Origin of the sequence: Bradyrhizobium sp. HKCCYLRH3059 (assembly GCF_051168035.1) — a bacterium.
Taxonomy (GTDB): Bacteria; Pseudomonadota; Alphaproteobacteria; order Rhizobiales; family Xanthobacteraceae; genus Bradyrhizobium.
In genome coordinates this window covers 114,939-126,793 of sequence record NZ_JBNPUF010000004.1, presented here as the reverse complement: position 1 = coordinate 126,793, position 11,855 = coordinate 114,939, and the positions used below count along the sequence as shown (strand labels likewise).

General features: G+C 67.7%; 12 protein-coding genes. 6 read left to right on the top strand and 6 right to left on the bottom strand.

Annotated elements, in window-relative coordinates:
- The first annotated feature begins 3 nt into the window (after positions 1-3).
- Complete coding sequence (locus tag ACQR13_RS14455; protein WP_315712101.1) at positions 4-186, top strand: hypothetical protein; 183 nt, start codon at positions 4-6, stop codon at positions 184-186.
- An 87-nt stretch (positions 187-273) separates the two neighbouring features.
- Here ACQR13_RS14455 and ACQR13_RS14450 read toward each other — a convergent pair whose 3' ends face one another.
- The 3 genes from ACQR13_RS14450 to efp all read right to left on the bottom strand — a co-directional run bounded on the left by ACQR13_RS14450 (position 274) and on the right by efp (position 2,821).
- The gene (locus tag ACQR13_RS14450) at positions 274-537 is read right to left on the bottom strand and encodes a hypothetical protein (RefSeq protein ID WP_315712100.1); all 264 of its coding nucleotides are present in this window, start codon (positions 535-537) and stop codon (positions 274-276) included.
- Positions 538-598: 61 nt separating this feature from the next.
- Positions 599-2,215, bottom strand: a complete 1,617-nt coding sequence (locus ACQR13_RS14445; protein ID WP_434862927.1) for a M23 family peptidase — start codon at positions 2,213-2,215, stop codon at positions 599-601.
- 39 nt (positions 2,216-2,254) lie between these two features.
- Entirely contained in the window at positions 2,255-2,821 is a 567-nt protein-coding gene (gene efp, locus ACQR13_RS14440; RefSeq protein ID WP_315712097.1) for an elongation factor P, read from the bottom strand.
- A 138-nt stretch (positions 2,822-2,959) separates the two neighbouring features.
- On the opposite strand from efp, the gene epmA reads away from it, so the two are divergent.
- Genes epmA through ACQR13_RS14425 form a run of 3 tightly spaced genes read left to right on the top strand, consistent with a single transcriptional unit; the run spans position 2,960 to position 5,394 of the window.
- On the top strand, positions 2,960-4,009 hold the full coding sequence (gene epmA, locus ACQR13_RS14435) for an EF-P lysine aminoacylase EpmA (RefSeq protein ID WP_316225451.1): 1,050 nt from the start codon (positions 2,960-2,962) through the stop codon (positions 4,007-4,009).
- Complete coding sequence (locus ACQR13_RS14430; RefSeq protein WP_315751646.1) at positions 4,006-5,100, top strand: lysine-2,3-aminomutase-like protein; 1,095 nt, start codon at positions 4,006-4,008, stop codon at positions 5,098-5,100. Before epmA ends, ACQR13_RS14430 begins: the two co-directional genes overlap by 4 nt.
- Before the next feature lie 36 nt (positions 5,101-5,136).
- Positions 5,137-5,394 (top strand): hypothetical protein, encoded by a 258-nt coding sequence (locus ACQR13_RS14425; RefSeq protein WP_315712092.1) that lies wholly within the window; start codon positions 5,137-5,139, stop codon positions 5,392-5,394.
- Positions 5,395-5,443: 49 nt separating this feature from the next.
- Here the strand turns inward: ACQR13_RS14425 and ACQR13_RS14420 are convergent, their stop codons facing one another.
- The 3 genes from ACQR13_RS14420 to ACQR13_RS14410 form a co-directional block, all read right to left on the bottom strand.
- Positions 5,444-6,529 carry a 3-deoxy-7-phosphoheptulonate synthase gene (locus ACQR13_RS14420; protein WP_315751645.1) on the bottom strand — a complete coding sequence of 362 codons (1,086 nt, stop codon included), beginning with the start codon at positions 6,527-6,529 and terminating at the stop codon, positions 5,444-5,446.
- 230 nt (positions 6,530-6,759) lie between these two features.
- Entirely contained in the window at positions 6,760-7,347 is a 588-nt protein-coding gene (locus tag ACQR13_RS14415) for an HdeD family acid-resistance protein (protein WP_315712090.1), read from the bottom strand.
- Between the two features lie 129 nt (positions 7,348-7,476).
- Positions 7,477-8,505: a PrsW family intramembrane metalloprotease gene (locus ACQR13_RS14410; RefSeq protein WP_315751644.1), complete on the bottom strand. Its 1,029-nt coding sequence runs from the start codon at positions 8,503-8,505 to the stop codon at positions 7,477-7,479.
- 778 nt (positions 8,506-9,283) lie between these two features.
- Here ACQR13_RS14410 and ACQR13_RS14405 point away from each other — a divergent pair.
- Together ACQR13_RS14405 and hemA are read left to right on the top strand one after the other, a co-directional pair.
- On the top strand, positions 9,284-10,432 hold the full coding sequence (locus ACQR13_RS14405) for a PLP-dependent cysteine synthase family protein (RefSeq protein ID WP_315712086.1): 1,149 nt from the start codon (positions 9,284-9,286) through the stop codon (positions 10,430-10,432).
- A gap of 185 nt (positions 10,433-10,617) precedes the next feature.
- Entirely contained in the window at positions 10,618-11,847 is a 1,230-nt protein-coding gene (gene hemA, locus ACQR13_RS14400; protein ID WP_315751643.1) for a 5-aminolevulinate synthase, read from the top strand.
- The last annotated feature ends 8 nt before the right edge of the window (positions 11,848-11,855 follow it).

Here is an 11,855-nt window from a genome sequence, read left to right as displayed (position 1 = left end):
CGCATGACCGGGACGGACGAACCGCTCAAGCCGGAGGATTTTCCGCTGGAAGCCGACAAGGAGCGCGTGCAGCGCCAGGACGGCAAGCCGATCGCAACGACGAAGAACGAGGCGATGGCGCAAGAGATTGCGGATCGTCTCAACGCCGAGGAGCACCGCCGCGAAGAGGACAAGTGGTCGGCATGACTTCTTGCTCCTTGGCCGTCTCCTTGGAGTTGCAAGAGACACATGCCGCTTGCAGTCAGCTCGAACTGATCAGCAAGGGGGCTGCGCTCAAAACGGATTCGCCGGCTGCGCCCGCTGGGGACCTTCCGGCTTCGGCTCGACCGCGAGGCTGGGGTCGGTCGGCATCACGCGCGCGCCGGCGGCGCGGGCGACCTGGCCGGTCATCGAATGCCGTGCCGCCTCGGCGGACTTGATTTCCGGCGGATGCCAGCGGTCGCGCACCAGCATCGTCAGCGCGCCCACGCAGAGCAGCGCAATCGCGGTTGAAACGAGCGCGGGTCCGGCTCTGCGATGCGGGTTGGCTGTCATCATCTGCGATCCTCCTGACCAGACAACCCGGAGCGGTGGGTCCCGGTTCCGGGCTCGCCGGCGATCAGTTCCGGTCGCGCGCCGCGGCGGCGTCGGCCGCTGGTCCGAGCGGTGACGATCCGAGTGCGCCGGTCGTCGACGGCGGCGACGCGGCGATCTCCTCCAGCCCGACCTCGCGGCCGCGGCCGCCGATCAGGCGCTCATAGGCTGTGATCAGCGTCACGTAGGGATTGACCCAGATCCAGCCGTCGCGCGTGAACAACTGGACGTCGAAATGCAGATGGCGCGTGGTGCCGTTGGGATGGTCGAGATAGTTCGAGACCACGCCGATCGGCTCGCCCTCGCGAAGGCTGCGGCCGTTGAGCAGGCCGTCGGCATCCATCGCCGCGGGATTCATGTGCATGTAGCGGAAGCGGATGTGCTCGGTGCCGCTGTTGACCTGCACCGTCACGGCCTGCTGCCGGGTCGAGCGGATCACGACGCCGTCGCGCACGGCGAGCACGCGCTGCCGCCACGGGTTGCAGCCGTCGGCGCCGTCGCGGCGCACCGGGCAGGCGCCCGGCCTGAGATCCTGGCCCTGATGGCCGAAGCCGCTGGCGCACTGGCCGACGTTGAAGCTGCGCGCCTCGCAGAAATTGTCGCGCCAGGGATACTGGCTCCATGGCTGGTCGAATTTGTCGCTCGCGCGCCGGCGGCCGAACGACTGCGAATGCACATAGGCCGGCGCATCCAGCGGATAGCGGATCTGCGAATAGACGGTGCGGTCGGCCCGCCCGCTCCGGCCGCGTCCGCCGCTGTTGGCGACGATGTCGCCAACGGGCCGATAGGTGAAATCGGTATCCAGCGTGAGCGGGCGCTCGGCGGCGAGCGGCGCGATCTCCGGCGGGATTCGCGACGGCCTCCCGCCGGCGATGCGCAGCGCCTTGAGGAAACGCTCGGCGATGGGATAGGCCTCGCGGCAGGCGAGCCGGCGCGGCCGCGGCGCGCTGTCCAGGCACTGGATCGAGACCACATAGGGCACGCCGAAACGCGTGAAGGCGTAGCGGACATAGCCCTCGCGGATGAAGCGGCGCAGATCGGGATATTGCGCTGACAGCGCCTTGACGCCTTCGCCCTTGCCGCCGGCGGGATCGGCGACATCGTAGGTGAGGAGCGAGCCGGTGATCTGGATCTCGACCGGCTTTGCGAAGACGCGCGGCGGCAGGCCGGAGGTCATCTCCGGCGGCAGCGAGAACACGGCGTCGTAGCCCGACGGGCCGGCATCGAACAGGTCGGTCTGGAAGTCGGCCTGATAGCGCGGCAGATCGCGCGCCGCGATGGCGGCGCTGCGGCGCGCGGCGAGATAGGACGTGGCGTCGAACGGCAGCAAAACGGGGACCGGACTGCGTCCGATCCCCGTGAAGATGGTCGAGGTCACGCCGTTGAGCTGGACCAGCGCGGGCCTGCGCCGCGCATCGCCGGCCGAAACGCTGCTCCGGTGCGCGGACAGAGCGAAGTCGGCAGCGACCTCGGGCGCCGCGTTGAGTTCGGAGCGGAGCTGCTCCAGCGCCGCGCGCCAGTCGGCGCGGTTGATGGTGAGGGCGGGCGGAGCAAAGTCATCGGCCGCGCGCGTCGTGGACGGCGCGGCCAGCGTGATGATCGCCGCCAGGGCGGCGATGAGTGTGATGACCCGTGCCCCCAAATCCCCCCGCGCCCCCCGGCGTCAGATCCTCGAGATGCCTCAGTCCTTGGCGCGCTCGCAGTAGGAGCCGTCCTCGGTCATGACGACGATGCGGGTGCCGACCGTGATGTGCGCCGGCACGCCGGTGCGAACGCCGTTGGAGAGCACCGCCGGCTTGTAGGACGACGACGCGGTCTGGCCCTTGGTGACCGGCTCGGTCTCGACGACCTCGAGCGTGACGCGCTGCGGCAGCGTGATCGCCACCGGGACCACGTCGTGCATCGACAGCTTGACCGTCATGTTCTCCTGGAGATAGGCGGCCTGGTTGCCGACCACGTCCTTCGGCACCTGGACCTGGTCGTAGGTCTCCGGGTTCATGAAGTGGAAGCCGTCCGCATCCTCGTAGAGGTACGTGAAGTTGCGCTCCTCGATCGTAGCCTTCTCGACCTGGTCGGTGGTCTTGAAGCGCTCGGAGATCTTCACGCCGTCGCTGATTCGGCGCATTTCGATCTGGCTGACCGGGGTGCCCTTGCCGGGATGGATGTTCTCGGCGGTCACGACGACATAGAGCTTTCCATCTTGCTCAATGACGTTACCCTTGCGAATAGAGCTGGCGATGACTTTCAAAGCTGTTTTCCTGACACTGAAAAGGGGGCGCCGGACCAAGCCGGGGCGCCACGCGACGCGGAATGCGGTTTCGGGCGGCAACATACTGATTTTGTCCGGGGTTGCCAGTCTTTTGCGGCCCGAACGGGCGACCTCCTGATGTCCCGGGAGCCCGCGCCTTCGCCCTGGTGGTCGCCGCAGCGGCACGCCGATGTCAGGCCGTTCCTGCTCGCCCGGGCCGCCATCACCAGGGCGTTGCGGGCCTGGTTCGACGAGCAGGGGTTTACCGAGGTCGAGACCGGCATCCTGCAGGTGTCGCCGGGCAACGAGACCCATCTGCACGCACCGCGCACCGACCTGACGGCGCCGGACGGAACCCGGCACCGGCGGTATTTTCGAACCTCGCCGGAATTCGCCTGCAAGAAGCTGCTGGCGGCCGGGGAGCGGCGGATCTTCGAGTTCGCCCGTGTGTTCCGCGACCGCGAGCGCGGCGACCTGCACCTGCCGGAATTCACCATGCTGGAATGGTATCGGGCGGAGGTGCCCTACGACGCGATCATGGCCGACACGGTCGTGGTGATCGCCCATGCGGCTCAGGCGACCGGAATCCGGCGGTTCGCCTTTCGTGGCCGCACCGCGGATCCCTTCGCCGAGCCAGAGCTGCTGACGGTTGCCGGCGCGTTCGCGCGCCATGCCGGGATCGACCTGCTCGCGACCATCCGCGACGGTGCGGGCGACCGTGGGGCGCTGGCCCAGGCCGCCGCCGGCAAGATCCGGATCAGCGACGACGACACCTGGTCGGACCTGTTCAGCAAGGTGCTGGTCGAACATGTCGAGCCGCATCTCGGGCAGGGTCGGCTCACCGTGCTCCATGAATATCCGGCGCCGGAGGCCGCGCTGGCGCGGGTGGCGGCCGACCCCCGCGTCGCCGAGCGGTTCGAGGTCTACGCCTGCGGCGTCGAGCTCGCCAACGGCTTCGGCGAGCTCACCGACGCCGCCGAGCAGCGCCGCCGCTTCGAGCAGGAGATGGCCGAGAAGGAGCGCCGCTATGGCGAGCGCTATCCGCTCGACGAGGACTTCCTCGCCGCCGTGGCCGCGATGCCGCAGGCGAGCGGCGTGGCGCTCGGCTTCGACCGCCTGGTGATGCTGGCGGCCGGCACCACCAGGATCGATCAGGTGGTGTGGACGCCGCCGGCAGGTGAGCGATGAACAGGATCGAACGTCCGACCACGTTGCGCAGCGCCGAGGATCTCGTCGCGCAGGGCTTGGCTGACGCGGCGGACCAGCCGGCGCTGGCGCGCGTGGCGCAGCGCTATGCCGTGGCGGTGACGACGCATCTCGCCGACCTGATCGACGTCGACGATCCGAATGATCCGATCGCGCGCCAGTTCGTGCCCAGCACGGATGAGCTGAAGGCCGCGCCTGGCGAGCGCGGCGATCCGATCGGCGACGATTCGCATGCGCCGGTGCCGGGCATCGTGCACCGCTATCCCGATCGCGTGCTGCTCAAGCTGGTGCATGTCTGCGCGGTGTATTGCCGCTTCTGCTTCCGTCGCGAGATGGTCGGGCCCGGCAAGGACAATGCGCTGTCGGAGGAGGCCTATCGCGCGGCGCTCGACTACATCCGCGCACATGACGAGATCTGGGAGGTGATCCTCACCGGCGGCGATCCGCTGATGCTGTCGCCGCGGCGGCTGAAGGAGATCATGGCCGATCTCGCCGGCATCGATCACGTCCGGATCGTCCGTATCCACACCCGTTTGCCGGTCGCCGATCCCCAGCGCATCACGCCGGCGCTGGTTGACGCGCTGAAGGCGCCGGGCGCAACGACCTGGATCGCGCTGCATGCCAATCATCCGCGCGAATTGAGTCCGCCGGTGCGCGCGGCCTGCGCGCGGCTGATCGAGGCCGGCATTCCCATGGTCAGCCAGTCGGTGCTGCTGCGCGGCGTCAATGATGACGCGGCGACCCTGGAGGCGCTGATGCGCGGCTTCGTCGAGACCCGCATCAAGCCGTATTACCTGCACCATGGCGACCTCGCGCCGGGCACGGCGCATCTGCGCACCACGCTGGCGCAAGGGCAGGCGCTGATTCGAACGCTACGCGGCCGGGTGTCCGGCCTGTGCCAGCCCGACTACGTGCTCGACATCCCCGGCGGCTACGGCAAGGCGCCGGTGGGGCCGCAATACCTCACTGCGGATGAAACTGTTGAGCAGGATCATGCGGCAGCTGCGCAAACGCGCTATCGTGTGATTGACTATTGCGGTGAGGCGCACCTCTATCCGCCCGCCGCGGGATGAAGTGTCCTGCCGATTCCGCTGACACGGAGGAGCAACATGAAGAAATTTGCGATCGCGATGGGGCTCCTGATGGCCGTCACCGATGGCATCGCGCTGGCGCAGAGCGGCAGCGGCTCCTCCGCCGGCACCGGATCGAAGAGCGGCATGCCGCCGCAGGCGCCGGTCGGCCATCGTCAGGTGCGCCCCAGCGACCTGCCGAAGGCCGAGCAGGCCGAGGACAATTCGATGAGCGGCACGACCAAGGAAGACCGCGAGCTCGATCGCAAGATCAAGGGCATCTGCCGCGGCTGCTGAGCGCGATCTGCGGCGCGCCCGACGCGCGCCGCTTGATCGGTCGTGAGTGTTACGCCGAGCGCTCACGCGGGGAGTTGCGAAGCGCCGCACGCCGGGCGGCGACGGCTTCGGCGAGCTGCTCCAGCACCTCCACCGTCGTGTCCCAGCCGATACAGCCGTCGGTGATGCTCTGGCCGTAGGTCAGTGCCACGCCCGGCTTGACGTCCTGGCGTCCCGCGATGAGGTGACTCTCGATCATCACGCCCATGATGCGCTGCTCGCCTGCGGCGAGCTGGCGGCCGACGTCGGCGGCGACCAGCGGCTGGTTCTCCGGCTTCTTGCTCGAATTAGCATGGCTGGTGTCGATCATCAGCCGCGCCGGCAGTCCGGACTTGATCAGCTCGGCCGCGGCCTGCTCGACATGGGCGGCGTCGTAATTGGGGCCGCTGCCGCCGCGCAGGATGATGTGGCAGTCCTCGTTGCCGGTTGTGGCCGCAATCCCCGAACGGCCGCCCTTGGTCACCGCCATGAAATGGTGCGGGTGGGCCGCGGATTTGACCGCATCAGCGGCGATGCGGATGTTGCCGTCGGTGCCGTTCTTGAAGCCGACCGGGCACGACAGGCCGGAGGCCAGCTCGCGGTGGATCTGGCTCTCGGTGGTGCGCGCGCCGATCGCGGCCCAGGCGACGAGGTCGGCGATGTACTGCGGCGTCGTCATGTCGAGGAATTCGCATCCCGCCGGCAGGCCGAGATTGTTGACGGCGGACAGCACGCTGCGCGCGAGCCGCAGGCCCTTGTTGATGTCGAAGGAATTGTCGAGGCCGGGATCGTTGATCAGGCCTTTCCAGCCGACGGTCGTGCGCGGCTTCTCGAAATAGACCCGCATCACGATTTCGAGGCGGTCGGCGAGGCGCTCGCGCAAGGCGGCGAGGCGGCCGGCGTAGTCGACCGCCGCGTCGGGATCGTGGATGGAGCAGGGGCCGACGATGACCAGCAGGCGGTCGTCGCTGCCGGTCAGGATGGCATGGATCGCATTGCGGGCGGCCATCACCACACGGGTGGCGGTGAGGGTGCGGGGGATTTCACCCATCACCTCCGCCGGCAGGCTCAATTCCTTGATTTCCTTGATACGAAGATCGTCTGTGGTGCTCAGCACGGCGGGCTCCTGGGTCTCTTGGGTGGGCACCTGCCGGCAATAAAAAAGCCGCCAGGTCTGGCGGCTCGTTCGGATATCTTGCTGCAATGTGTCAGATTGAGCGCGATCCTCCCGCCGCCAGCGAGCTGTCGTAGCTAAAGTACCAATAAAAGCTGGTGGCGGCGTTGATCATGCCCATCCTATAGCGGCCGCGCGGCCGCTTGTCATCCCGAAAATCGAGCCCTCCGGCGTCAACCGTTGCGCGCGGCGAGCGCCATGCCGATCATCGACAGCCCGCCGAACAGCAGGTTGATGCCGACCAGCAGACCGATCGCCCACAACGCCGTGCCGGGCAGACCGGAAATGATGATGCCGGCGATCGCGATGTCGACCACGCCCGAGATTGCCAGCCACGACCAGCGCCCGGACAGCTCGCGGCGGTGCTCCAGCGCATACATGATGGTAGCGACGCCTTCTGCGAGAAAATAGACGCCGATCACGATCGTTAGCGTCACCGTCCCCTGGACCGGCTGCGCCACCAGGATGACTCCGGCGACGATGGCGAGCACTGCCGACAACAGCGACCACCAGAAGCCGGGCATGCCGCGGGCCCAGAAGGTGAGCGCGAGTCCCGCGATGCCCGAGATCAGGAACATCCAGCCGAGGAAGATCGTGACTGCGAGGCTTGCCAGCGGGGTGAGGATCATCGCGAGCAGGCCGAGAACGGCGAGCAGGATGCCCTCGATCAGGAAGGCCTTCCAATGCGCGCGCACGGCTGCGCCCATCTGCGACTTCATGCGCTCGAGCTCGGGCGGAATCGTATCCTGGGGAAGGGTCATGATCGTCACTCCGGGCAAGCTCACGCGCTTAACGCCGCGGCCGCCTGCCCACGCACATGGTGAGGACCTGCGGCCCGGACAAGCGCGCAATGCGCATTTGGTTGCTCTGCCGGCCCCGCGATGCCGGGATTATGCCGTCGTCCGAATCCGGTTGCGACCGAAAACATAGATCGTCGTTGTGACAATCAGAAGGGCCATCCCGACGATGATCGCGGTGAGACCGAGGGGAACCAGAACCGCGGCGACATTGCGGTCAGGGTTGAGCAGCCAATGCCGGATGGAGGTCAGCACGAATCCGAGCCCGACGAAGCCGGCGGCGCCGCCGAGCAGGAGCAGCGCCCACATCCTGCGCAGCTGGCTCAGCCTTGCCCGCGCCACCTCGGTGCGCGGCGTGTGGTGATGGGCGACCCGGCGCACCAGCCGCACGGCAAGGGCGATCGACGAGAACCCGATCAGCACGCTGATGCCGCCGAGCCAGAGGCGCGCGGCGGTGTCGAGGGTCGATGCCCGCTGCAGCAACAGCAATGGATAGTCGAAGGCCGCATGCAGCATCACGGGTGCGGCCAGCACCAGCGCCCAGCTCGACAGCCGCGCCCCTTCGCGATTGTGGCGGTTGGCGCCAAGCGCCGTACTGGTGCGGGCGATCGCGAGATAGGCACCGGCAATGATGCCGAGCGCGCCATGAAACGGCACGGTGAGCACGCTGCGCAGCACCGCCAGCGAGCGCCACATCTCGGCATGCTGGACGAGATAAGCCAGGTTCTCGTAAGCCGCGAAGCCGAGCCCGACGGCGGCACCGTAGAATACCGTGTCCATGGCATTGCCGACCTGCCGGCGCCGCGACCACAGCGCGGCGATCACCGCGACCTTGGCGAGCTCTTCCGGCAAGGCGACGCCAAAAAGGGCCCGGACCGCCTGGGCGATCCAGGGATTCTCCAATGTCAGCCCGACATGCTGGAACGGCGTCCTGATAATGCCGAGCAGGAGCACGCTGGCTGCCCCGAGCAGGAAGGCGGTCCAGATCTTGAGCGGAGGGCCTGAATTGTCACCGGCGGCGACCACCAGCCAGAGGATCAGCAGCGCGGGCGCGATCGCGGCGGTGCCGATCACGGTCGCGAGGGCTTCGAGAAGGTTCATTTGCGATGGCAAGTAAGCCATGGTCTCCGATCATCCAATGCGGCGGGGCCGAACCGACCCTCCACCACCCGCGCGGAGAATGGATTTGACATCGGTCCGTGGCCGCACGGCAAGATCTACATGTCGGCAGAATGAGCCGCCCTTCAAGGGAAAGAACCCCGTCCGGGGGCTCGATTGGGGGAGGGACCGCTGCAGGGCCGAGTGCAGCCGCCGTCGGCTGCCGCCCGGCTGGTCTCAACGGGGCCGGGAGGCTCTCGGCGCCGTCGCATCGCCGCCGCGCACCGGGGCCTCCTGGCGCGGTTCGACCGGGGTCCAGGCGTCGGTGCGGGAGGTGGTTGGCGCCTGGGCGGTCGTCGGCGTTTCCACGCAGCTCAATCGTGGTGTCGGGTCGGCCACACGCCGGCATTCCAGACCTTCAGCGAAAGCGGCCTGACTGATCGCGCACGCAACCAGAACAATCGAAAGAACTCTCATGGTGCCCCTCGGAGCAGGCTTGGGTCGCCCGTGATGCAGGCTCGACTCGGTCGTGCCATTCGATGATGCCCAGCTTGGCCGCAAAAGCGTGCAAATATTTGACCATTCTCGCCGTCATTCAAAAATTCTTCCGAAATTCGCGCGTGCATTCCATGAGTTGCAAGCGATGCGAGCGTTTTTCGCTGGCGCAAACGCGAAGCCCTTTCGCTCCGTTGCGGTGCCAAGGCGCGGCAGCCGGCGCCGAACTGCCATTTGCCCCCAGCTTGCTCGGCATGGGCGGCCGGGCGGGCTTGATGCGGCGAAGGGATCATGGTCGGTTGCCGCGATGAATTCGCCGTCTTGGTCAGCTTCCGACAGAGCCTGTGGTCCACGCTATCGCCGTGGCTGGGTCGACGACGCCGTGGCGGCCATCGAGGCCGACCAGTGCCGGACCGCCGACACGCACTTGATCCGGCTGATCGTGCCCGCGCTCGCCGGCATCGACATCTACCTGAAGGACGAATCGACCCACCCGACCGGGAGCCTCAAGCATCGGCTGGCTCGATCGCTGTTTCTCTATGCGCTTTGCAACGGCCACATCCGGGAAGGCACGCCCGTGGTCGAGGCCTCCTCCGGGTCGACAGCGGTATCGGAAGCCTATTTCGCGCAGATGATCGGCGTGCCGTTCTACGCGGTGATGCCGCGCACCACCTCGGAAGAGAAGATCGCCGCGATCACTCATTACGGCGGCAATTGCCATCTCATCGATGACGGCCGGTTTCTCTATGCCGAGGCGGCCGCGCTCGCGAGCCGGCTCGGCGGCCATTACATGGACCAGTTCACCTTCGCCGAGCGCGCTACCGACTGGCGCGGCAACAACAACATCGCCGAGTCGATCTTCAACCAGTTGCAGGGCGAGCGCCGTCCGCTGCCGGAATGGATCGTGATGGGCGCGGGCACCGGCGGCACGTCGGCGACGATCGGCCGCTATCTGCGCTACCGCCGGCACCCGACGCGGCTGTGCGTCGCCGATGTCGAGCATTCGGCCTTCTTCGACGCCTTCTGCAACGGCGACAGCGCCCGGACGTGCGAACGGCCGTCGCTGATCGAGGGCGTCGGCCGTCCGCGCTGCGAGCCATCCTTCGTGCCGGGGGTCGTGGATCGCATGATGAAGGTGCCGGATGCCGCCTCGGTCGCGGCGATGAACGTCCTGACGCGGCGGCTGCGCCGGCCGGTCGGCGGCTCGACCGGGACCAACTTCCTGGCGCTCTGCCGGCTGGCGGCCGAGATGCGGCAGGATGGACAGAGCGGCTCACTGGTCACGCTGATCTGCGATTCCGGGGAGCGCTATCGCCAAACCTATTACGAGCCGCAATGGCTCTCCGCGCGCGGTCTCGACCCCGCGCCGTACGAGGCAGCTCTGTCCGCCTTCCTCGACACCGGTGCGCCGCTGCGGCTCGAGGTTGCCGATGCGGAGAATCCGCTGCGCGCCTGAACGCCTCCGGGGGGGCGTCGCGGACCGCGGCGAGCGGCATCCGGATGCCCGGCATCGTGCGCGATCCCTGATCTGGATCAACGAAGGACGCGACGGATTGCGCTTTGGTCCGACCCCGAACAGGCCTCCAAGGGCGCGCCGGAACGCAGGTTCGGGACGCGGGCAGGGGAAGGACGGATCAGGTGATGAACTACGACAGCTATTTCGACCGTGCCCTCGACCAGTTGCACCAGGAACGGCGCTATCGCGTCTTCGCCGATCTGGAGCGCCTCGCCGGCCGCTTCCCCCGCGCGATCTGGCATTCGCCGGAGGGGCCAAAGGATGTCGTGATCTGGTGCTCCAATGACTATCTCGGCATGGGCCAGCATCCGAAGGTGATCGGCGCCATGGTCGACGTCGCCGCGCGCATGGGCACCGGCGCCGGCGGCACCCGCAACATCGCCGGCACCAACCATCCGCTGATCGAGCTCGAGCGCGAGCTTGCCGATCTCCACGGCAAGGAAGCCGCGCTGGTGTTCACCTCGGGCTACGTCTCCAACGAGACCGGCATCTCGACCATCGCAAAACTGCTGCCGAACTGCCTGCTGCTGTCGGACGCGCTCAACCACAATTCGATGATCGAGGGCGTCCGCAAGGCCGGGAGCGAGAAGCAGGTCTGGCGGCACAACGACCTCGCCCATCTCGAAGAGCTGCTGCGGGCGGCCGATCCCGACCGTCCCAAGCTGATCGTCTGCGAGAGCCTGTATTCGATGGATGGGGATGTCGCGCCCTTGCACCGGATCTGCGATCTCGCCGAGCGTTATGGCGCGCTCACATACGTCGACGAGGTCCATGCGGTCGGCATGTATGGCCCGCGCGGCGGCGGCATCGCCGAGCGCGACGGCGTGATGGCCCGCATCGACATCCTCGAGGGCACGCTCGCCAAGGCCTTCGGCTGCCTCGGCGGCTACATTGCCGCCAATGCCAATCTGATCGACGCCGTCCGCTCCTATGCGCCGGGCTTCATCTTCACCACCGCCTTGCCGCCGCCGGTTTGCGCCGCCGCGACCGCCGCGATCCGCCATCTCAAGACCTCGCAGTGGGAGCGTGACCGGCACCAGGACCGGGCGGCGCGGCTCAAGGCCGTGCTGAACGCCTCGGGCCTGCCGGTCATGCCGTCCGACACCCACATCGTGCCGGTGCATGTCGGCGATCCCGAGAAGTGCAAGACGGCGTCCGACCTGCTGTTGTCCGAGCACGGCATCTACATCCAGCCGATCAACTATCCGACCGTGCCGCGCGGCCTGGAGCGGCTGCGCATCACGCCATCGCCTTACCATGATGACGGCCTGATCGACGCCCTGGCCGAGGCGCTGGTCGACGTCTGGGACCGGCTCGGCCTTGCGCGGGCGCCGCAGGCGCTGGCCGCGGAGTGAGCCGTTTC

Excerpts from the sequence above, each read along its gene's own strand:
- ACQR13_RS14425 (WP_315712092.1), top strand. The coding sequence starts at position 5,137 with ATGAAGAAATTTGCGATCGCGATGGGGCTCCTGATGGCCGTCACCGAT.
- hemA (WP_315751643.1), top strand. The coding sequence starts at position 10,618 with ATGAACTACGACAGCTATTTCGACCGTGCCCTCGACCAGTTGCACCAG.
- ACQR13_RS14455 (WP_315712101.1), top strand. The coding sequence starts at position 4 with ATGACCGGGACGGACGAACCGCTCAAGCCGGAGGATTTTCCGCTGGAA.
- ACQR13_RS14430 (WP_315751646.1), top strand. The coding sequence starts at position 4,006 with ATGAACAGGATCGAACGTCCGACCACGTTGCGCAGCGCCGAGGATCTC.
- ACQR13_RS14450 (WP_315712100.1), bottom strand. The coding sequence starts at position 537 with ATGATGACAGCCAACCCGCATCGCAGAGCCGGACCCGCGCTCGTTTCA.
- ACQR13_RS14405 (WP_315712086.1), top strand. The coding sequence starts at position 9,284 with ATGAATTCGCCGTCTTGGTCAGCTTCCGACAGAGCCTGTGGTCCACGC.
- ACQR13_RS14410 (WP_315751644.1), bottom strand. The coding sequence starts at position 8,505 with ATGGCTTACTTGCCATCGCAAATGAACCTTCTCGAAGCCCTCGCGACC.
- ACQR13_RS14415 (WP_315712090.1), bottom strand. The coding sequence starts at position 7,347 with ATGACCCTTCCCCAGGATACGATTCCGCCCGAGCTCGAGCGCATGAAG.
- epmA (WP_316225451.1), top strand. The coding sequence starts at position 2,960 with ATGTCCCGGGAGCCCGCGCCTTCGCCCTGGTGGTCGCCGCAGCGGCAC.